We start from the raw sequence: 21,337 nt of genomic DNA, 5'->3' as shown, positions 1-21,337 counted from the left end.
TCTTGAATGCGTTTACAATTCGAGAAGCGGAGGAGGGCGATGTTCCGTGAAATCCAAGCTTATGAATTCCCCGATGATGTATGCCTTCGGGATGTTGGCCATGATGATCCCGAGCCAAGCGTTCAGCACTTTTTACAGTTACTACTACGTGGAGAAACTGGGTCTCGGCATCGGCCTCGCCACGTTGGCCCGCACGATCTTCCTCATCTGGGACGCGGTCAACCAGCCCCTGTTCGGATATTGGTCGGACCGGACGAAGACAAAGTACGGCCGCAGGCGTCCGTGGCTGTTCGGGGCCATTCCGCTATTCATGCTCGCGTATATTATGGTGTTCTCCCCGCCGGCCGGCGTATCGGAGATGGGGTTGTTCACTTGGTTCCTGATCGCGCTGATCTTCTATGAAGCGGTGGCGACGGTCATCTGGGTCAACTACGGAGCATTGTTTCCCGAGCTGTTCAAAGGGGATAGGCTACGCACGAAAGCTTCCGCCGTTCAACAAGGGTATCAGATCGTCGCTATTCTGATCGGAACTTCGCTGACGCCGTTCTTGTTCGGCGCGATGGGATTCGGCAATATGGCGATCGTCTATGCGATCGTATTCGCCGTTCTTATGCTTGTGTTCCTTCGTTTCGTGAAAGAGGACGAAGAGGCTGTCGGTGCGCCGCAGCCCAAGCTGAGAGAGGCCTTCAAGGAAACGCTCAAGAATAAACCTTTCTGGCTCGTCAATATTGCCAATTCGTTCGCCCAGACCGTTAACGGCTTGCTGAGCGCGACGATTCCTTTTTACGCCAAATACGTGCTGAAGATTCCGGAAGACCAAAATACGATTCTGCTCGCGTCCGTGTTCGTCTCGGTCATTCCGCTTGTCGGGGTCTGGTATTGGCTACTGCGCAAGATCGATCCGGTCAAGGGATGGAGATGGTCGTTCGTCGCCTACGCGCTATCGGTTATTCCGCTGGGGTTCGGAACCAACCTGGCAAGCGGAATCGCGGCGGGAGTGATCGTCGGCTTCGGCTTGGCTGGATTTCTCGTATCCCCGCCGATGGTAAACAGCCGAATCATCGACCAGGACGCGCTCAAGACAGGGAGCCGCCGCGAAGGTGTCTATACGGCGGTCAGCGGCTTTATCGTTCGGTCAAGCGGGCTGATCTCCGCACTGGCTTTCCTGATCGTCGGCGTCATCTTCGGTTACGAGAGCGGGGACAATCCGGGGCCAGACCCGGAGTCCACCTTCCGCTATCTGATCAGTGCAGTCCCGCTAATCCTCCTGATCATCTCCATCGTAATCTCATTATTCGTAAAAATTGAAAGGAAACCGGAGCATGAGTCTTAAATATCTGATTATCAACTGCGACGATTTTGGCCAGAGTCCGCCGATGAACCGGGCGATTATACATTTGCTCGAGGAACGGCGCGTCTCTTCGGCGACGATCATGGCCCCCGCGCCCGGTTTCGAGGAAGCGGCGGAATGGTGCGCCCGCAAAGGGCGGGACAACGTCGGGCTGCACCTGGCGCTCACGAGCGAGTTCGACGCGGTTCGCTGGCGGAGCGTGACCGGTCATCCGTCGCTTCACGACGAGAGCGGACATATGCCGAGGACGGTCGAGGAATTCGAACTCAGGGCTGACGCCGCCGCGGTCGTTAGGGAGCTGGACGCGCAATATGAGAAGGCGGCGAGAGCGGGCATCAGGCTATCGCATGCCGACAATCATATGGGCAGCTTATACGGAACGGCGACCGGCCGCAGCTTTATTCCTCAAGCGTTGCGGCTGTGCGCCAAGCGGAATCTGCCGTTTCGCCTGTTTCGCAAGGTGTATCCCGGAGACCCGCTGTTATCAGATATCCCGGGCGTCGAACGGGCCGCGGCCAAAGCTTCGGCACTTGCCGGAATAATGGGAGTCGCGATTCCCGATTACTTGTTGTCCCACCCGTTTCACATGCGGGAGGGAGAGACCTACGATCAGTTCAAGCGGGAAATGATCGGGAAGCTGTACGTCCTTCCGGAAGGAATCAGCGAAACGTACATTCATCCGGCCATCGAGGATGCCCGCATGCTCGAACAGGTTCCGCATTGGCGGAAACGAGTGTGGGAGTACCAGCTTATGCTGGACGATGACTTCTCTTTTGCGCTGAAGGACGCAGGGGTCATGCTGACGGACTATTCGTACGTCCGTGAACATGGGGGAAGGTCGCGGATCGGTTCCGCGTTCAGGTTGGCGAGAGAGTTGATGCGAAATTAGATGCCCTCTCCTCCGATTGGATTTCCGAGCAATTTCGGGTTACGATAATGCAACGGGTACCATTCAACATCAATAGATTCGTAACCGACAAGGCTCGGAGAAGAGGAGATCATCATGTGGATTGCGCTTTCGGTTGTCATCGTGATTGCGGCCGTACTTCTTATAATTAGTTATTATCCCCCGCTCGGGGGCAAAGCTTCCAAGCAGAGCAAGCTTCGGATCGGCGAATCCCCCAATCGGCTCAAGAGGACGTTCGTGAACCAGATTCCCACGGATATGAGCATGAGCATGGGCATGATGATCAAGTCGTTGATCGAGTTCGCCAAAGGCAATCCCCGCGGCAAACCGGACGCGCCGATCCCCGTCTCTGCGATCACTGCCGACCAGTTGGGCAGCGCGGAAGATCAAGCTTCAGTCACTTGGTTCGGCCATTCAGCCGTTCTACTAGGATTGGACGGCAAAACGCTTTTCCTGGATCCAATGTTGGGTCCGACGCCTTCGCCGTTCCCGATATTCGGCGGACGTCGCTACAGCCAAAGATTGCCTCTTGAGATCGATAAGCTCCCTCCAATAGACGCGGTGGTGTTGTCGCACGATCACTACGATCATCTGGATTACGACACGATCAAGCAATTAAAGCATAAAGTCAGGCGGTTTATTGTCCCTCTTGGCGTCGCCGCGCATCTGGAGCGATGGGGAGTGGAACCGGCTATCATTACGGAGCACGATTGGTGGGACGAGCTGGTCTTCGAAGGAATCAAGCTGACGTGCGCGCCAGCGCGCCACTTCTCCGGCAGGAATATCGGTACCCGGAACTCGACTTTATGGTGTTCATGGGTGATCTCCGGCAAGCAGGCCAACATTTATTTTAGCGGGGATAGCGGTTACGGACCTCATTTCAAAGAAATCGGGGACAAGTTCGGACCGTTCGATCTCACTTTGATGGAATGCGGACAGTATGACGAACGGTGGGCCGCTATTCATATGATGCCGGAACAAACCGTACAAGCCCACATCGACGTTCGCGGAAAAACGATGATCCCGATCCATTGGGGCGCGTTTACGCTGGCACTGCATGACTGGACAGATCCCGTCGAACGGGCGGTGAAGGCGGCTGAGAAACTTCATGCGATGTTGGCGACGCCTAGAATCGGCGAGACGGTCCGCATCGGAGAGCCGAAGCTTCCTACGATTGCTTGGTGGCGGTCATAAGGGAGGTTTGGAAAAGGCACAAAAAACTGGCGAGGAAAGGCGATGTGAACGGATGCAGCCCTTTACGGAACGGGTCATCGAAGTGATCAAGGGAATACCGGAAGGAAACGTGATGACTTACGGACAAGTCGCGGAAAATGCGGGCAGTCCCAGAGGAGCCAGGCAAGTCGTACGGATCTTGCACTCGCTGAGCGAGAAGCACGGCCTGCCTTGGCACAGAGTCGTGAACGCGAAAGGGGAGATCGCGATCCAGGAAGGGGAAGGGCGCTATATGCAGAAGCTCTATCTGGAAAACGAAGGGGTCGAGTTCGGCCTGAACGGCTTGATCGACCTCGACGTCTACCGTTATCACCCTCCGGTTAAGCCGATTTCTGCTCGAAAAGCTTGACGATCTCGAGAATGACGTTCGTCGCCTTGATCATGTTGTCGACGGATACGTACTCGTAACGGCCGTGGTAATTCTCGCCGCCCGTGAAAATATTCGGAGTCGGCAGTCCCATATAGCTAAGCTGAGAACCGTCCGTTCCTCCGCGGATCGGACGAACGATCGGCTCGATGCCGAGGTTGTTCATCGCTAGTTTGGCGATGTCGACGATCTCGATAACCGGCTCAATTTTCTCGCGCATATTGTAATATTGATCCTTGATCTCCAGCACGATCCGTTCTTTCCCATACTTCTCTTGAAGCTCTTCCACGATCGCCGTGAGAAGGGCTTTTCTTCCGTTAAACCGCTCGCGGTCGAAATCCCGGACCAGATAGTTAAGTTTCGTTTCTTCGACATCGCCGTGAACGGAAATCAGGTGAAAGAATCCCTCGTAATCTTCCGTGAATTCAGGCGCTTCTTGGACGGGTAGCTTGTTTTGAATCTCTAACGCGATCTTCGCGGAGTTGACCATTTTGCCTTTCGCAGTGCCGGGATGCACGATCTTGCCCGTGCATGTAATTCGAGCCGCGGCGGCGTTAAAGCTTTCGTACTGGAGCTCGCCGAGCGGACCTCCGTCCATCGTATAGGCATAGCTTGCGTCGAAGGCGCCTACGTCGAAGCGATGAGGTCCTCTGCCGATTTCTTCGTCCGGCGTGAACGCGACCCGGATCCGTCCATGCTTGATCTCGGGGTGCTTGATCAGATAAGCCATCGCGGTCATGATCTCGGTCATGCCGGCTTTGTCGTCGGCCCCTAGAAGTGTTGTCCCATCCGTCGTAATCAACGTGTGTCCCTTGTACTCCGCCAATTCAGGAAAATCCCTCGGAGACAGCACGATCCGCTGCGCTTCGTTCAGTACGATGTCCCCGCCGTCGTAATTTTCAACGATCTGCGGTTTCACGTCTTTGCCGGTAAAATCGGTCGCTGTATCCAAGTGGGCGAGGAAGCCGATCGTCGGCACATCCTTATCCGTGTTGGCGGGCAACGTGGCCATGACGTAACCGTTGTCGTCCATCGTGACATCCTGCATTCCGATGCTTTTCAGTTCCTCGACGAGCATCCGGCCAAGTGTCAACTGTCCTTCCGACGTTGGACAGCTCTGGACGTTTTCGTCGGATTGCGTATCAACCTTAACGTACGTTGTGAATCTTTCAATAATCTCGTTTTTCACGGTATCAATCAGCTCCTTGAGAATATCTTACCAAAGTTTTGCGCGAGTATAAAACCTAGCGTCGGTCATTCTGAATTTGCCATAGACGGAATATGCTTTAAGGAATACAATTTATGTAAGCGCAATCATTTGGCGAGTCCCCATGAGACAATCAGGGAGGCGATCGGGATGGGTACGCGTTTGTTGTCCGAACATCTAGTACAGCAGCACAATCCGCAAATTCGATATGTCAGAATCCACACGTCCGGTACAAATAAAGCGACCCTCTACGCTTGGAACGAGGATCTCGTACTCCTGGAAGAGGATGCCGCTGCATTGGCTGCTTTCGCGGAGAGTTATCTGGCCCCTTACGTTTGTTATCGCGTCAAACCCTACTCGGAATTGCAAGAAGACGGCGTGCCGAGGGAGTTCGAGGTTCCGGAGAGGATCGTGCAGGCGGCGATGCGGCGGGATTTGGACCCAGACGGCGTCGTAGACGTCATGAACGAGATGCTGGGGAGCGGAGGATTAGCGTTCAGCAGATACGATTTCAATACGGGCATTCTTCATTTTATCGTCCATTCAACGACAAGCTTGACGGACATTGAGAAAGAATTGATGCACAGGTACCTATCGGAGCTTATGCCCCTTGGTTCCCGGTGCGAGCTTGCTTACTGGAGCGGGGAAACTCGGCTGCGCTCGGGCTGAGGAGCCTCGGTAGATGAATAACTAAGCGGTCGAACAGGATAAAACCTGTCCGACCGCTTTTTTTATCGACCCGCCAGCATCGAATAACGTTAGAAATCATCGCTATTGTTGAAATCGGAGTAATGGCTGAGCGATTAACGATCCAAAACATCGTACTTAACTGGATCGTCGCGGTCAAAGAACAAGTTTCCGACGAACAACGATGAAGTATATCGCTATTACGGTAAAAAACGACCAGCAAGTAGAATAGCGATGTTATACATCGTTATATGGGAGCGGTACTCGTTGGATACCTGAAGGCCGATACTTACATACAGCTCGCGAGCCATCTAAACTCCGGCCACTAGACACCGCTATATTAGTTCCCGGGAATATATACGAATAATCATACATAATGCGCCGCTCACACGCCGAATTCGCCGATTGTATATGAAATTTCATTTAGAAATGATAGCCAAGGAGGCGAAGGAAGAAATTATATATGAAATTTCATACAGAATTGGTCAAATGGAGATTTGACCCGAAATTGTATATGAAAATTCATGCATAATCGTTCTAATCCCCAAATTAGCGAAGGGGCAGCTCGGTCTATCCGTCTCTATAAGGCTGCGGATATTTGACGACCGGCCATTTCTCCTTGCGAAGCGCGTTCATGAGCGGCGGTCCGACATGGAGATTGTTCGCGACGAGCGGATAAGGCGTCAGTGCCATCCACTGGTTCAGCGAGACGTCGGCGAAGCGGTTGCTCTTGAACATCTCCAGGAACCATACGCTCGTATTGCCGGTGTTCTGGATGTAATGGCCGAACGCGAACGGCACGTAGCCGACGTCGCCCGCGCGATAGTTGAATGTGCGCGCCGCGCCTTGGCCCGCGAACACGGTCATTCGGGCTGTGCCGGACAAATAATACTGCCATTCGTCGTTATTGGGATGCCAGTGCATTTCCCTCATGGCGCCCGGTTTGACCTCGACGAGCGCAGCGGCGATGCCGGTGGAGATGGGGAAATTGCGGGAATCGACGATCCGCACGGAACCGCCCGGAGTGACGATGGGCTCTTGGGCGAGCAATCGATAAGTCATGGCAAGGGGAACCGATCCTTGAGGATCGGGGACGGCTTGGCTGTCGATCGGACCGGGTACGTTGTCCTGATATATATAGCGTTGTTTGTCCGGGAGGAAAGCGAACGCGCTTTCCGGTACGCCGAAGTTCGCGGAGAGAACGTCCCGAGGCGTATGGGCGAACCAATCCGAGAGAGAAAGGGTGTTCAAATCGGAAAAGTGTCCGTCGTCGAAGACAAGCAGAAACTCGCAGCCATCGGCCAGCCCTTGAATCGAATGGGGAATTCCCGGAGGAAAGTACCATAGGTCACCGGGATCGACGTCGGCGATGAAGTTGCGACCGTCTTGATCAACGGCGGTAATCCGCGCGTGCCCCGAGATCATAAAGGACCACTCGACCTGCTGATGCCAGTGCATCTCCCGGACGCCTCCGGGCGTCAATCTCATATTCACGCCGGCTAGCGTCGTCGCGATCGGCAGCTCCCGAACGGTCACCTCCCGGGACCACCCGCCATGGTTCAGTTGCATATGTGCGTCGGAAAAGGAAAACTTCAAATTAGAAAGCATTCCGGCATCCGTTGCGGGCGGAACGAACATGTCGGGGTTTTCCAGGTCGCGCATGATGTCGCGGGGGCCGGTGTCGGTCGCTCCGGCTCCGTCCTTGCGTATCGGTTGAGGGATATAACCGTGTCGATCGGTCGCGCGAGGCGAATGATCCATCAGCGAAGACAGCTCCTCTCGATCGAAAAGATAAATATGTTAGTAACTTATGAACCCTCTATGATTCACATGTCTGATTATTATCCTTGGGAGAACCTTTGCCGGTAATGCCGCGGGGATATGCCCTCGATTTTCTGAAAACAGGAACTGAAATAAGCCGTTTGGTTAAAGCCGACTTCCTCCGCGATTCGCGCGATCGAATAATCGGTTTGCATCAGCAGCAGCTTGCTTTGTTCGATTCGATACCTAAGCAGATAGGACATCGGGGACAGGCCATACTCTTTCTGCATGCAGCGCGCGATGTACACGGGGTGGAAGTTGAGCGCTTCACCCAACGATCGGGCGGTGATCTCCTCCCGGAAGCGGGCGCGCAAATAAGCGGCTGCTTGTTCGGCGCACGCGGATGCCGGGGTCAAGGGTTCGGATTCGATGCCGACGGATAGATGGCGAATGACTTCCTGGAAAATAAATTGCTGCTGTAGGCGGGATGCATTCAGATGCGCTTCTGGAGTCAGTTCGTTAATCCTATCTATCAGTTCCCAGAACTTTCCCGGTTGAACCAGCTTGGTATATTGAGGGAGTACGAGGGAGGAGGTGCTGGCGAAGAAGTTGCGCGATTCATCCCAGACGTCGGAAGACTCAGGTGCTCTTCTAGGCGGGAATGCATTCGTAGCTTGCCAGGCGCCAGTCGTCTGGAAATGCAGCCAATAATGGCCCGTTTTGGACCGGCACCCTTCCGTCGCATAATGGGAGACGTCAGGGCGAAGGATGAGTACGTTTCCCGCCGATACTTCGTAATGCCGGTCCTCTTCTCTGATATAGATGCAGCCGTGCGTGACCGCAAGCAGATCGAATACGCGAATGTTGCGCCTGCTGAGGTGTCGGTCTCCGACAGCAAATTCCGTATGCCCGCTTGAGATGTAATGGAGCATCGGGGGCACGTTGAATTCGAGCAATTCCATCCCGCCACATCCTCGTTGTCGAAGTTTGAAAAATGAAAGAATCGGTTTGAAAACTGACACATTGCGTATGTGATTCCTACTATAATGTGTTTTGTGTCAGAAGTCGATTATATAAACAACCAAGCTGGAATAGCCAAAGCATCGGGAGTTGGAATCGTGAAATCGAAAAAAACGAATTTCGGTCTATGGGCGCTGGCCTGGCCTATCTTTATAGAATTGCTGCTTCAATCGTTGCTGGGCACCGTCGATACGATCATGGTCAGCCGGATTTCGGATAATGCGGTCGCTGTGGTCGGGTTATCGGGACAGTTGTTTAACGCACTCATGACTCTTTTCGTCACGATATCCGGGGGCGCGGGCATTCTGATCGCCCAGAAGCTCGGGGCCAAGCGGGGAGAAGACGCCCGGTCGATCGCGACCATGGGCGTGACGATATGCGCGGTGATCGGACTCGGAATCAGCATTCTGCTCTATACGCAGCCACGCGCTTTGGCGGGCATGCTGCACGTCTCCGATGAATTGCTGCCGCTCTGGGAGACTTACGTTTCCTTGTTCGGGGGCGGAATAGTGCTGACCTCGTTGATTGCCGCGCTTAGCACCGCGATCCGCAATACGGGCAACACGAAAGCGCCGATGGTGATCGGAATTGCCATGAACCTGATCCATATCGGCATGAACTACGTACTGATATTCGGCTTGTTCGGATTTCCGGAATGGGGCCTGTTCGGGGTGACCGTCTCCGGCAACGTCAGCAGACTGATCGCGGTTGTGCTGCTCTTCTATATTTTCATGAACTCGTTCGAACGGAAGATTCGGTTCGCTGACTTCTGGATTTTTAAACCGAAGCTGCTGCGGGAGATTTTAAATATCGGGTGGCCGCTTGGCATTAACATGTGTGGGTGGGTTTTCTCGCAGCTTACGATCTATGCATTTATCTCGATATTAGGCGCTAAGGAATTAGCGGCCCGAACGTATATGAATTCGATGGAATCGTTCTGTTTCATGCTCGGCTATGCGATCGCGATAGCTCTCCAGATTCAAGTCGCACATCTATATGGTGCCGGCAAGAACGAGGAAGCTTATCGGGGAGCCTTCCGCGGGCTTGGCATCGGGCTTGCGCTCGTCATGGTCAACGCTTCGGTGTTGTTTTTCGCGGGGAGTTCCTTGCTTGGCATGTTCACGAAAGATCCGGAAATCGTGGCGATCGGCACTTCCTTGCTTGCGCTGAACCTGCTGCTGCAGCCCGGCAAGGTCATGAATATGACTTTGAACAACTCGTTAAATGCGGTGGGGGATACCCGGTTTACGATGATCGTTGGAATTGTCTCCATGTCTATCGTCGCTACGGGAGGCTCCTACTTGTTGGGCATTCACGCGGGTTGGGGGCTTATCGGAATTTACTGCAGCATGATCGCCGACGAATGGGTGCGGGGCGTAATTGTGTTACGTCGCTGGATGGGAAAAAAATACTTGTTCAGATCTAGAACGGGATCGGAAGTGGACGCGGCCAGCAAGAGCCGGGAAACGAGTTTGTCTGTATAACGCCATACACGGATGATGCTGAATACGTTCGTTTGCGACTGGCCTTGGTTGCGAAACGCGGAAGACCGAGGGTACAATAGACCGATAGGAGGTGATCTTCATGGGCGCTTCTGGTCGTGGTAACCAAATCGGTCCTCCGCGGTTCGCGGTAGCGGTTCATATTCTGGTATGGCTCGCGCGCAGTGGATGCAGCTTGTCGAGCGCGGCCATCGCGGATCAAGTGAACTCTCATGCGACATTCATGAGGAGAGTTCTTTCCAAGCTGGCCCAGTCGGGGCTCGTAGAAGCCAGGGAAGGCAGGGATGGCGGCTACAGCCTGAAAAAACCGGCGGAACGGATTACGCTTGCGGACGTGTATACGGCGGTAAGCTGTGACGGGACGGAACAGGGAGAACAGCCGGATTGCGACTCGGCCAAATCGTCATGCGACGGCGAACCTGGCAAGAATGAAACATTGGATCATGCGTTAGTCGAGATCATGGACACCGTCGATCGTCGGACGCTCGAATATCTTGAAGGATACACGATTGACTTCCTCGCGAGATCGTTATAATATGTGCTTAGATTGGGTGCAGTTAACTTTGCTGTTGGCTGCACCTTATTATTGGACTTACTGTGCTTATATCGGGCTCAGTATATTGATCACGAGGAGGAAATTGGGGATGAATATTTTATCCGCGGTATTGCAAGCTATTCTCGGCCTGGCGTTTCTGGGAGCGGGGTTATCCAAGCTGGCGGGGGCGAAAATGCACGTCGACAACTTCAACCACTGGAAGCTGCCGCAATGGTTTCGGATCGTAACCGGTCTTGTCGAGGTCGTAGGGGCTGCCGCTTTGGTTGTCGGCTACTGGGAGCCAAGTTGGGCTTCGGCCGGGGCGTTGTGGCTAGCCGTTACGATGCTGGGCGGCATTCTGGTTCACGTGCGGGTGAAAGATTCGCTGAAGCTGACGTTTCCGTCGATCGTCTTGTTTATTCTGCCGGTTGGTTTGTTTCTGATTCGGCTGAACGATCTGGCCGATTTTCCGGGTTAACACATGAAGAGACCGACCGCGATTGCCGCGTGTCGGTTTTTTTGTTTATGGAAGTGGTGCCTGCCTGTTAGGGATGATTAGCGATGAGAAACATCGTATTTTCACCTCTCGAGGCACGAGTTGGGAGCAAGTACGATGAAAAACATTGCTATTAGAGGTGAGTCGTCACTTTTTTCTCGCTCTCGGAATGATTAGCGATAAAAAACATCGTACCTCCGCTTCGTGTGGCGCAGGTTAGGAGCAAATACGATGAAAAACATCTCTACACAGGACGATCTTCCCTAACGGCTTTTTCTTGGCGAAAAGGCGTTGACAATCCATCCAAATTGTATTATCTTAAAATCAAGATAAAACAAATTGAGATAATCGTTCGCTATCGATAAGGAGGGGCAAGAGAAATGTCCGATCCGCAAAAAGATGTTTCGCTCGATCTGTTCATCGCGCTTAGCCGCGCAAGCCAATGGGTGAATGCGCATGCCGATCGCGATATTAAGAGATACGGATTAAACCGGACCGAGTTCGGCGTCCTTGAACTGCTGTACCATAAAGGATCGCAGCCTCTGCAACAGATTGGCGGCAAGGTGCTCATGAGCAGCGGCAACATTACGTACGTCGTGGATAAGTTGGAGAAGAAAGGCTACGTTAAGCGCAGGGATTGCACCGAGGACAGGCGCCTCGTATATGCGGACATCACCGATGCCGGCCGTAAGCTCATCGATGACGTATTTCCGGAGCATGTCGAAGTCATTCGTCGCGCGGTAGGCGGTTTAAACGACGAAGAGAAGCAAGCCGCAAGCCATCTGCTGAAGAAGTTGGGCAAATACGCCGAAGAGAGCTTTAAATAGCCGAGGGCTAAAGCTCTCCGCTGCAAGCCCCATTGAGACATTTTTTTTGCCACATATCTTAAAATAAAGACTCTTAATTTTGTATATAATAACCTAGGCAAAGGAGAGGATTACAATGAGTCAAAGAACAACTGGCATTCATCACGTAACGGCTTTCGTACGTCACGCTCAAGCAACCGTCGATTTTTATTCGGGGGTGTTGGGATTAAGATTAGTCAAAAAAACGATCAACTTCGACGCGCCTGAAGTGTACCACCTCTACTTCGGCAATGATGCAGGCAGTCCGGGTACTGTCATTACTTTCTTTCCATGGCCGACTTCGCGCAAGGGCCGCATCGGCGGCGGTCAAGTCGGGATTACGACCTATGCCGTTCCAACGGGCAGCTTGGACTTCTGGAAAGCGCGCTTCGAGATATTTGGCATTGCGACGACTGAGATTAGCCGCTTCAGCGAGAGATTCCTGCAACTGGAAGATCCCGACGGCCTCAGAATCGAACTGGCTGAACGCGAAGCGGGTCGGGCAAGCAACTGGACGTTCGGAGGAGTGCCCACCGACAAAGCGATCAAAGGATTCGGCGGAGCGGTGCTCTTCAGCTCAGCTCCGGAACGGACCGCATCGGTGCTCCAAAATGTCATGGGGCTGGAGAAAATCGCCGAAGAAGGCGGTTTTGCACGCTACTTGGCATCTGGCGATCTGGGCAACGTCATCGACGTCAACATCGACCCGATGGAGCCGGGACATGGCGGAGCCGGAACGGTTCATCATATCGCATGGCGTGCTGCCGACGACGAAGATCATGCCCGTTGGAGAAGCCTCGTCGAAGAGAACGGCTTCCAACCAACTCCGTTCATCGACCGTCAATACTTTAACGCGATCTACTTCCGGGAAGAAGGCGGAATCTTGTTCGAGATCGCAACCGATCCTCCGGGATTCGCACACGACGAGCCTGCCGAAACGATGGGCGAAAAGCTGATGCTGCCGGATTGGTTCGAGCCGCATCGCGCTCAGATCGAGCAAGGATTGCCTCCGATCGAGGTGCGCGTGCTGAAGGAGGATATGGAATGAAACATATCTTTAAGCAAGGCTCCGATTCGAAGGCGCCGGTTCTGCTGCTCTTGCACGGAACCGGCGGCACCGAGCAGGATTTGCTTCCGCTGGCGGAGATGATTTCTCCCAAGTCTTCGGTTCTGAGCGTAAGAGGTAATGTGCTCGAGAACGGAATGCCGAGGTTTTTCCGCCGCATAGCCGAAGGCGTCTTCGATCTCGAAGACCTTGTCTTCCGTACGAAGGAGCTTCACGGCTTCTTGGATAAGGCTTCGGAGGAATACGGATTCGATCGCCATAACATCGTGGCGGTCGGCTATTCCAACGGTGCAAACATTGCCGGAAGTCTTCTGTTCCATTATGCGAATTCGCTGAAAGGGGCGGTTCTCCATCATCCGATGGTGCCTATTCGGGGCGTGAACCTGCCAGAGTTGACTGGCTTACCGGTCTTCATCGGCGCAGGCGAGAACGACCCGATCTGCACGCCAGAAGAGACGGAGGAGCTTCGAGGGCTGTTGGCGAAAGCAGGGGCCGCCGTAGAGACGCATTGGGAACGGTCCGGCCATCGTCTGACTCCATCGGAAGCGGGCGCGGCTGCAGAATGGTTCCGCGGCAGATTCGGAGCGGAAGCATGATCGGGCTGAGAAACCCCCGAAACGAACGTTTCGGGGGTTTCTTTGCGTCTTTTTGGGGCAGGTTATAACGGGATTTCGATTTTTTCGTTTCGGAGGAGCTGATCATGACAACTCGCCTACAACATCGACAAGCGGGGGCATTTGACGGGCAGACGCGGTTGTTGCTTGCGGTTAACGGGCTTTTCATTACGGCCGGGGCGTTGTCCGGAACTTACTTCGGAATTTACATCTGGAAAGCCAGCAACGATTACATACGACTCGGATGGTTCACGCTGATCACGCACGTTGCGATGGGGCTGACGTTCTGGATCGCAGGAAACGCGGCGAAGGAAGGCAACAAAATGATCCTGTTGCGGCTCGGGATCGGAATATCCGCCGTTTTCTACGCCATTGTCTTGCTTCTGAAAGGGAATGCGGTTCACTACATATGGCTATTGGGGCTCATACAGGGAATGGCGATGGGGCTATTCTGGCTCGCTTTTAACGTCGTGTATTTCGAAGTGACGGAGCCGGATAACAGGGATAGGTTTAACGGCTGGACGGGGACGATCGGGTCTCTGGTCGGGATCATCGTTCCTTGGAGCTCGGGTTTTCTCATCTCGAGGCTTGGCGGCAATGCCGGCTACCGGATAATCTTTATCCTTTCGTTTTGCATTTTCGTGGCAGGTATCGCGGTTAGCTTCTTTCTTCGCAATCGTAGAACGAAGGGGAACTACGATTGGCGCTGGCCAATCGGGTTGTTGAAAGACTCAGGCACCTCCTGGCGGGCGGTATTGGGCGGGCTAGCGTCCCAAGGCATCCGGGAGAGCGTCTTCGGCGTCATTATCGGGGTGCTGATCTACGTGCAGACCGGAAGCGAAATGAAGCTGGGCAATTTCATGTTGGTTACGTCTGCCGTCGGATTCGTCAGCTTCCTGATCGCGGGCAAATGGCTGAAGCCGGAGTGGCGGAATCGGGGGATGCTGGTAGGCGCAATTGCTCTCGTTGCGGCCATACTTCCTCTCTTCGCCGGTCTTAGCTATGCGACTTTGCTCGCTTTCGGCGTCAGCGCCGCTTTATTTTTTCCCCTATATCTGCTGCCCATGACTTCTACCGTATTCGATCTCATCGGTCGGGATGAAGACAGCGTACAGAGACGGGTGGAGTTCGTCGTCGCTCGCGAACTCGCTCTGAACGTTGGAAGAATTATCGGTATGACGGTCTTTATGTGCACGATATCCGTCAGCAAAGCGCCGGCCGTTATGAATTGGCTGCTTCTTTCCGTAGGAAGCTCGCCCTTGCTCAGTTGGATGTTCATGAGGAAAGTATTGGCGGAGCGGGTGAAGGGTACAAGGCTTGACGTGAAACCAAAAAGTATCCTATAATACGAATCAGAAAAGGAAACCAAATGGTTTCGTAATTTGAGGAGGACACAACATGAGCGATACGATGAACGCCAAGCTGCCCGACATTCGCCAAACCCAAATCTACAATGCGCCGATCGAGAAAGTGTGGGCCGCCGTCTCCACTTCGGAAGGAATCGCGGCATGGTTTATGCCGAACGACTTCGAGCCGGTCGTCGGACATGAGTTCCATCTGGAAGCGGGACCTTTCGGGAAGTCCCCGTGCAAGGTGACCGAGATCGACCCGCCTAACCGTCTTTCTTTTAACTGGGGCAAGGACTGGACGTTGACGTTCGAACTTATCCGTCAAGGCGACCAAACCGAATTCACGCTCATTCATAGCGGTTGGTCCGCGGAAGGGGTAACGGAATTCGGACAACCGCATGCGGTCGTACGCGAGAATATGAACGGCGGCTGGATCGGAATGGTGCGGAAGCTGGGCGAATATGTCGAGAGATAATGCCGCTGCCGCCGAGCAGAAGCACGACGTATTTCAGGCGATTGCGGACCCGACCCGCCGCGGGCTGCTTCGCCTGCTTGTCGACGGGGAGATGCCGGTGAACGCGATCAGCAGCCATTTTCCGATGACCCGACCCGCGGTCTCTAAGCATCTTCGCATCCTGGCGGACGCCGGGCTGGTCAAGGAGCGGAAGGTCGGCAGGGAAACGCGTTACCGGATGGATGCGGACCCTCTTCGGGAGCTCAAGAGCTGGCTGGCCTTCTATGAGCGGTTCTGGGAGAACAAGCTCGACGCCCTCAGACGGTACGTGGAAACCGACGAGCCGAATCGCGGCCAAGAACCGTCCGAGCTGTAAGAAGTTCGCTTAGGGGCTTGCTTCATGCGAGGCAGCCATGTTATCGTTGGGATAATTGATTAGAGGAGGTGAAGGTAGGATGAACCGAGAGTTCGTGAATAACCAAGTTAGCCGGTTGCCCTTGGCAATGGCCGGCATCGTTCATGGTTTGCGTTCAGACGGGAGAAGTCTGTCCATTAACGACCATACGATTTCACAACTCGCGAAAAGGCTCCTACCTTGACCTGAACGGATGAACACAGGGCGTAGGGAATTTTTCCCTACGCTCTTTTTATATTTTCCAAAGCAAGGTGGAGGACCTTCAATAGGAGGAACCCTCATGTTAACGATCAATTGCCAAAACGTTAAAAAATATAATACCGCCCAGCTTGTGCTCGAGAACGTCACTTTCGAGCTTCATCACGGGGAGAAGGCCGGGTTAGTCGGCCGCAACGGAAGCGGCAAAACGACTCTGATGCGCCTGATCGCTAAAATCGATACGCCCGATGAAGGGCTGCTAACCGTACGCAAGGAGGCACGGATCGGGTATTTGGCGCAAATCCCTGTCAGCGACGAGCCCCACACCATCTATGATGTACTTGCTCTCGGGTTGAAAGATTTGTTCGACTGCCGGACGGAGATGGCCAAGCTTGAAGCGGGAATGTCGGACGCGTCCGTTCGGCCCGAGAGGCTGGAGACGCTGCTCAAGCGCTATTCCGCGCTGCAGGAGTTTTTCGAGCGGGAAGGTGGTTACGAGCTTGACGCCCGCATCGATCAGGTTGCCGGAGGCTTGGGCATTGCTCGGGACTGGTACGGACGGGATTACGCGTCGCTCTCTGGGGGAGAGAAGACCAAAGTCGGGTTGGCTTCGCAGCTGATCCGCAAGCCCGAGCTGTTGTTGCTCGACGAGCCGACCAACCATCTGGACATGCGCGGCGTCGAGTGGTTAGAGGAATTTCTAACGAAATATGACGGAGCTTGCCTGATTGTCTCTCATGATCGATATTTTCTAGACCGCGTCGTGACCAAGATCGTTGAACTCGAAGACGGTGAATCGACGGTATTCCACGCGAACTATTCGAAGTATGTGAAGGAGAAGGAAGAGCTTCTGCTTCAGGAATTCGCCGATTACCAGGAACAGCAGAAGAAAATCAAGAAAATGCGCGAGACCATCGCGAGATTGATGGAATGGGGCAGGATCGGCGATAACGGAAAGTTTTTCCGCAGGGCGGCATCCATGCAGAAGGCGCTTGACCGGATGGAGAAGCTGAAGCGTCCCGCGATTGATCGCAAAGAAGCCGAGTTCGAACTGAAGCCGTCCGATCGGTCGGGGAAACAAGTCGTCTCTTTCGAAGGCGTAAGCAAGCGGTACGGGGAAAGCATCGTGTTGGACAGAGCTTCCGGTAAGCTTGAATACGGGGAAAAGGTCATGCTGATCGGGCCGAACGGCTCCGGCAAATCGACGCTGTTGAAGCTAATCCTCGGGGAGACGTCTGCGGATGAAGGGGAAATGACGCTCGGTTCAAGGGTGGAAGTCGGTTACTTGGCCCAACAAGAGTATCCCGGCGATCCCAAACAGTCAGTCCTTGAATATTTCCGTCAGGAGGCCGGCATGGAGGAAGGGGAGGCAAGATCGCGATTGGCCGCCTATCTGTTCTATGGCGCGGAAGTGTTCAAGCCCGTGAGCCTGTTGTCCGGAGGGGAATGGACCCGACTGCGGCTCGCTTTGCTCGTGCTGAAGAAACCGAACCTGCTGATTCTGGACGAACCGACGAATCATATGGATATCGCGTCGCGCGAAGCGTTGGAGGAAAGTTTGGAGGAATTCCCGGGCACGATTCTCGCGGTCACCCACGATAGGTACTTGATCAACCGGCTCGCGCGGAAAATATGGGAGCTCGACCGCGGAAGCATCCATGTATACTTGGGCGACTTCGACGAGTATAAGGCCAAGAGTACGGATAAGCCGAAACCTCGAAAGGAGCGGGTTTCCAGCCCGAGTCAGAGCCGTCGGAAGGCCTCTGATTCACGAAGCGAAGTTGCTGCCCCACTCGGGGAGCGGCTGGAGGCGGAGATTGCAGTGTTGGAACGGCGATTGGCGGACTGCGACGTCGGCGTTGTTGAGTTGGAGATTCTTCGGGAAAGGCTGGATCGACTATACGAGCAGTGGATGACGGAAAGCGAACAATAGACGGATTCGGATAAATCCGCGAAAGATAGGAAAGTCTAATTATCGCCTTGGTTACCAATGAAACGAACGGAGGCGAGCATGGAGATGGCAAGAAGGAGGAAGCTGGTCATACCGGGCGCGGAAGAAGGCGTTACCGCGTTAAAGGCGGACGTCATGCGCAAGGAGGGCTATTCGGTCGATCCGGCGAGGCCTGACGACGTGAAGTACGAGGTCGCGGAGGATCTCGGCGTACCCCTGCAACGGGGAAATAACGGCAAGCTGACGACGGAGGAAGCCGGAATGGTCGGCGGCAAGATCGGCGGCTCGATGGTACGGGAAATGATTCGGCTCGCACAAGAAAAACTGACCAATAAGCCCTAATCGGCGAAAAAGCGGAGATCCCTTAGCGGGACTCCGTTTTTTTGGCTCCCGGGTTGGATTAACAGAGGGAGGCCGATTGACTTATAATAGAGAGAACAATGCGTCGGCAACCGAAGATTTCCTCTGTTTACGCTCATCATACAACACGAGTCGCTCTTACATCTCTGACGAAGGTAAGAGTGGCTCGTTTTTTTGTGTTTTGATTTTGCCAGAACCGCCCCCGCCTAGGCTAACGGAACTGACAGCCCTTATTTGCCCGAACATCCGCTGGTCCGAATCCTAACGGAACTGACAGTCGCTATTCGCTCGAAACAGGCTGGATTCATGCTTTTCGGACCCCCATAAGGTCTCCGACGTCCGTTAGATTTTGAGTAACATGGATTTCGATGAAATAGCGGCTCTGAGTTCCGTTAGAGTGAGCCGTCAAATCCGACTAGTGAGGTGAGGAAATGTCTATACTGATTACGATAGTGTTTCTTTTGATCAGTATCGCGATCGTTGTTGGCGGTCATTTTTCAATTTTATCTTTATACGCTTGATGCCGATAGGTAAGGGGAGTTTGGGGGCCAGTGGTCGGAAGCTGCAAATCAAGCGGCTGTTCACGAAGTACGAGGATTGTAAGATTTGCAATGGCATCGGATAGTCGGACTAATGTTATAATAGGCTCATCAAATCGGAAAAGGTGCTAGCCCCAAGATGAGCATCGTATCGGACATCCTCTCCAACATTACAGAAGAGAACTTGACCAATTTATTGGAACGTTACCGCGATTTCGGTCCTTTCCCCGGAATCGCGTTGACGTTCTTGAAGTCGTTCGTGCCGCCGCTGCCCACGATTCTAATCGTCGGGGTAAACGCGGCCGTTTACGGTTTGTGGCTCGGTTTTCTCTATTCCTGGATCGGGATCGTAGCCGGATGTCTGGCGACGTTCCTGATCGTGCGCCGGATCGCGGGACATCCTTACTTCGTGCGCTTCGCCCGCAAGCCGAAGGTGCAGAAAAGCCTGACCTGGATACGCCGCAACGCGTTCAGTTACGTGTTTCTGCTGAGTATCTTTCCGGTCGGCCCGTTCGTGGTTATCAATATTGCCGCGGCGATCGCGCAGATGCGAATTCGGTCGTTTTTTATCGCGATTCTATTCGGCAAGGCGATCATGGTTATGTCGGTGTCCATTATCGGACACGACTTCAGGCGATTCATCGAGCGTCCGTTCGAATTGATCTACGTCGTGCTGTTCGTAGGCGTATCCCTGTGGATCAGCAAGAAGATCGAAGCGCGGTTTACCAGGGATGCGGAGGTTTCCGAACCGGCCGGACGGATATGATATAATCAAGGCAATACTTATAGGCGAGGCGGTTGGGCAATGTTAGATTTCGAACAAAAGCTGGCGATTATGGAGACTTTCCCGCAGTTGGAACGCAGGGACGTGTCGCTGGGCAGAGTGAATTTTCACTACGCCGGGAGCGTAACGGATAAGAAGAATGTAGGCTTTCATTTTCATCCGAACGGCAACGGATACGTCTACGCGGCGGAGATCGGCGGGGTCGAGACGGACGACAAAGGTTTCGTAAACGTTCGCGATTATGGCGCGGATGAGCTTCGGGATCTTGTGGAGCGTTCGATCCGCTCGTTGTCCGACGATGGTACGTCTCTGGGCGAGGGACAAGAGGCCGGAGGACTGGAAGAGAAATGGCGAAACCCTGAGGGAGAAGAGCTTTCTTTGCAGTTCGAGGACGACATGTGGTACTTGTTCGCGGGGTTGAATCTCGAGATGGCTTTCGAGACTCGCGAAGAAGCGGTGGAGTATCTGCAAGAAGAAGGCTTCAGCCGCGTATAGCGGCGAACGATGGGAAGGGCGGCCGAACGCGGTCGTCCTTTTTGCGTTTCAAGGCCAAAAAAGTGCCTTGGCGAGACGGTTGACGGGGGAAGGTGCGAATGAGGGCCAAAAAAGTGCCTTGGTGGGACGAATGTCGGGGGAACGTGCGAACGAGAATTTTTTGAAACGACATGCCCGCCTGTTACGTAAATGTAAGTAAGCCGTGGCGAAAGCGGCCGAAAAGAGGAAAAAACAACCCGCGTTGCCTAGGAAATACGCTATAATCAGGAAGAGCATGGAAAATCATTCTACCTAACGATAGTAGGAGGACACAATGAAACGCATTCTATTGTTTATTTTAACGAACTTGCTAGTCATGCTGACAATCGGCATCATTCTTTCCGTGTTCGGAGTCGGGTCGTATCTGAACGACTCCGGCGGAATCGATTTTATGTCGCTGCTGATTTTCAGCGCGATCGTCGGGTTTACAGGGGCTTTGATCTCGCTGGCCATCTCGCGCATGGTAGCCAAGTGGATGATGAACGTTCATGTACTGAACCCGAACGGGAATCTTTCCAGCGGGGAACGCCAGATCGTCGATATGGTTCACCGTTTGTCCCGCGCAGCGGGGCTGACCCATATGCCGGAGGTCGGGATCTACGAATCGAATGAAGTGAACGCGTTCGCGACCGGCCCATCGAGAAAACGTTCGCTGGTCGCCGTGTCGACTGGCTTGTTGGACGAATTGGACGCAGACGCGGTCGAGGCGATTATCGGACATGAGGTCGCGCATATCGCGAACGGAGATATGGTCACGATGACGCTGCTGCAAGGCGTTGTGAATACGTTCGTCGTCTTCCTGTCGCGTATTGCCGCATGGGCGGTATCCCGGTTCGTCAAAGACGAAGTCGCTCCGATCGTTCATTTTATCGCCGTGATCGTCTTCCAGATCGTCTTCTCCATTTTGGGAAGCTTGGTCGTGCTTGCGTATTCCAGATACCGCGAGTTCCATGCCGATGCCGGCGGGGCGCATCTAGCTGGCAAGGACAAGATGATTCACGCGCTTCGCGGATTGCAAGCTTATCAAGAACGTATGAATGACAGCCAGCAAACCGCGGTCTCCACTTTGCAGATCAGCGGCAAAAAACGCAGCGCGCTGTTCTCTACGCACCCGGATCTGGAAGAAAGAATTCGCCGTCTGCAAGCCAGCTAAATAGGCCAA

22 protein-coding genes are annotated in these 21,337 nt (G+C 53.8%); 19 read left to right on the top strand and 3 right to left on the bottom strand.

The features are described from left to right. Positions 1-46: 46 nt before the first annotated feature. The 4 genes from FPZ45_RS12165 to FPZ45_RS12150 all read left to right on the top strand — a co-directional run bounded on the left by FPZ45_RS12165 (position 47) and on the right by FPZ45_RS12150 (position 3,840). Positions 47-1,333, top strand: a complete 1,287-nt coding sequence (locus tag FPZ45_RS12165; RefSeq protein ID WP_186438363.1) for an MFS transporter — start codon at positions 47-49, stop codon at positions 1,331-1,333. Next, positions 1,323-2,240, top strand: coding sequence for a polysaccharide deacetylase family protein (locus tag FPZ45_RS12160; RefSeq protein WP_144701770.1), 918 nt, complete (start codon positions 1,323-1,325; stop codon positions 2,238-2,240). Before FPZ45_RS12165 ends, FPZ45_RS12160 begins: the two co-directional genes overlap by 11 nt. Before the next feature lie 114 nt (positions 2,241-2,354). Further along, positions 2,355-3,452, top strand: a complete 1,098-nt coding sequence (locus FPZ45_RS12155) for an MBL fold metallo-hydrolase (protein ID WP_144701767.1) — start codon at positions 2,355-2,357, stop codon at positions 3,450-3,452. A 52-nt stretch (positions 3,453-3,504) separates the two neighbouring features. Continuing rightward, positions 3,505-3,840 (top strand): MGMT family protein, encoded by a 336-nt coding sequence (locus FPZ45_RS12150; protein WP_144701764.1) that lies wholly within the window; start codon positions 3,505-3,507, stop codon positions 3,838-3,840. Here the strand turns inward: FPZ45_RS12150 and pepT are convergent. Continuing rightward, complete coding sequence (gene pepT / locus FPZ45_RS12145) at positions 3,812-5,047, bottom strand: peptidase T (protein WP_144701761.1); 1,236 nt, start codon at positions 5,045-5,047, stop codon at positions 3,812-3,814. The two genes, FPZ45_RS12150 and pepT, sit on opposite strands and share 29 nt — an antisense overlap. Before the next feature lie 168 nt (positions 5,048-5,215). Here pepT and FPZ45_RS12140 point away from each other — a divergent pair, with 168 nt between their 5' ends. Then, complete coding sequence (locus FPZ45_RS12140; RefSeq protein ID WP_144701758.1) at positions 5,216-5,734, top strand: hypothetical protein; 519 nt, start codon at positions 5,216-5,218, stop codon at positions 5,732-5,734. A gap of 588 nt (positions 5,735-6,322) precedes the next feature. Here the strand turns inward: FPZ45_RS12140 and FPZ45_RS12135 are convergent. Both FPZ45_RS12135 and FPZ45_RS12130 read right to left on the bottom strand, forming a co-directional pair. Continuing rightward, positions 6,323-7,513, bottom strand: coding sequence for an oxalate decarboxylase family bicupin (locus FPZ45_RS12135; RefSeq protein ID WP_144701755.1), 1,191 nt, complete (start codon positions 7,511-7,513; stop codon positions 6,323-6,325). An 80-nt stretch (positions 7,514-7,593) separates the two neighbouring features. Further along, entirely contained in the window at positions 7,594-8,475 is an 882-nt protein-coding gene (locus tag FPZ45_RS12130; protein WP_144701752.1) for a helix-turn-helix transcriptional regulator, read from the bottom strand. A gap of 156 nt (positions 8,476-8,631) precedes the next feature. On the opposite strand from FPZ45_RS12130, the gene FPZ45_RS12125 reads away from it, so the two are divergent. From FPZ45_RS12125 to htpX, 14 genes are all read left to right on the top strand, one after another. Next, positions 8,632-10,017 carry an MATE family efflux transporter gene (locus tag FPZ45_RS12125; protein ID WP_144701749.1) on the top strand — a complete coding sequence of 462 codons (1,386 nt, stop codon included), beginning with the start codon at positions 8,632-8,634 and terminating at the stop codon, positions 10,015-10,017. Between the two features lie 100 nt (positions 10,018-10,117). After that, positions 10,118-10,570 (top strand): Rrf2 family transcriptional regulator, encoded by a 453-nt coding sequence (locus FPZ45_RS12120; protein ID WP_144701746.1) that lies wholly within the window; start codon positions 10,118-10,120, stop codon positions 10,568-10,570. Positions 10,571-10,679: 109 nt separating this feature from the next. Beyond that, the gene (locus tag FPZ45_RS12115; RefSeq protein ID WP_144701743.1) at positions 10,680-11,048 is read left to right on the top strand and encodes a DoxX family protein; all 369 of its coding nucleotides are present in this window, start codon (positions 10,680-10,682) and stop codon (positions 11,046-11,048) included. A 398-nt stretch (positions 11,049-11,446) separates the two neighbouring features. Next, positions 11,447-11,893 (top strand): MarR family winged helix-turn-helix transcriptional regulator, encoded by a 447-nt coding sequence (locus tag FPZ45_RS12110; RefSeq protein ID WP_144701740.1) that lies wholly within the window; start codon positions 11,447-11,449, stop codon positions 11,891-11,893. A gap of 115 nt (positions 11,894-12,008) precedes the next feature. Then, positions 12,009-12,959: a ring-cleaving dioxygenase gene (locus FPZ45_RS12105; protein ID WP_144701738.1), complete on the top strand. Its 951-nt coding sequence runs from the start codon at positions 12,009-12,011 to the stop codon at positions 12,957-12,959. Beyond that, positions 12,956-13,573, top strand: a complete 618-nt coding sequence (locus FPZ45_RS12100; RefSeq protein WP_144701737.1) for an alpha/beta hydrolase — start codon at positions 12,956-12,958, stop codon at positions 13,571-13,573. The genes FPZ45_RS12105 and FPZ45_RS12100 overlap by 4 nt, the downstream gene beginning before the upstream one ends. Positions 13,574-13,677: 104 nt before the next feature. Next, positions 13,678-14,937, top strand: a complete 1,260-nt coding sequence (locus FPZ45_RS12095) for an MFS transporter (RefSeq protein ID WP_144701736.1) — start codon at positions 13,678-13,680, stop codon at positions 14,935-14,937. A 52-nt stretch (positions 14,938-14,989) separates the two neighbouring features. Further along, positions 14,990-15,415, top strand: coding sequence for an SRPBCC family protein (locus FPZ45_RS12090; protein WP_144701735.1), 426 nt, complete (start codon positions 14,990-14,992; stop codon positions 15,413-15,415). Further along, positions 15,402-15,770 carry an ArsR/SmtB family transcription factor gene (locus tag FPZ45_RS12085; RefSeq protein WP_144701733.1) on the top strand — a complete coding sequence of 123 codons (369 nt, stop codon included), beginning with the start codon at positions 15,402-15,404 and terminating at the stop codon, positions 15,768-15,770. Before FPZ45_RS12090 ends, FPZ45_RS12085 begins: the two co-directional genes overlap by 14 nt. Positions 15,771-16,089: 319 nt before the next feature. After that, entirely contained in the window at positions 16,090-17,940 is a 1,851-nt protein-coding gene (abc-f, locus tag FPZ45_RS12080; RefSeq protein ID WP_144701730.1) for a ribosomal protection-like ABC-F family protein, read from the top strand. Positions 17,941-18,024: 84 nt separating this feature from the next. Further along, a complete protein-coding gene (locus tag FPZ45_RS12075) occupies positions 18,025-18,300 on the top strand; it encodes an alpha/beta-type small acid-soluble spore protein (RefSeq protein WP_144701727.1) in 276 nt (91 codons plus the stop codon). Between the two features lie 696 nt (positions 18,301-18,996). Next, a complete protein-coding gene (locus tag FPZ45_RS12070) occupies positions 18,997-19,623 on the top strand; it encodes a TVP38/TMEM64 family protein (RefSeq protein WP_144701724.1) in 627 nt (208 codons plus the stop codon). 39 nt (positions 19,624-19,662) lie between these two features. Beyond that, entirely contained in the window at positions 19,663-20,136 is a 474-nt protein-coding gene (locus tag FPZ45_RS12065; RefSeq protein ID WP_144701721.1) for a hypothetical protein, read from the top strand. A 313-nt stretch (positions 20,137-20,449) separates the two neighbouring features. Next, positions 20,450-21,328 (top strand): protease HtpX, encoded by an 879-nt coding sequence (gene htpX, locus FPZ45_RS12060; protein ID WP_144701718.1) that lies wholly within the window; start codon positions 20,450-20,452, stop codon positions 21,326-21,328. Positions 21,329-21,337 lie beyond the last annotated feature (9 nt).

The organism is Cohnella terricola (assembly GCF_007786475.1).
GTDB classification, from domain to species: Bacteria; Bacillota; Bacilli; order Paenibacillales; family Paenibacillaceae; genus Cohnella; species Cohnella terricola.
Note: the sequence above shows the minus strand (reverse complement) of the source record. Positions and strands in the feature narration are given on the sequence as shown.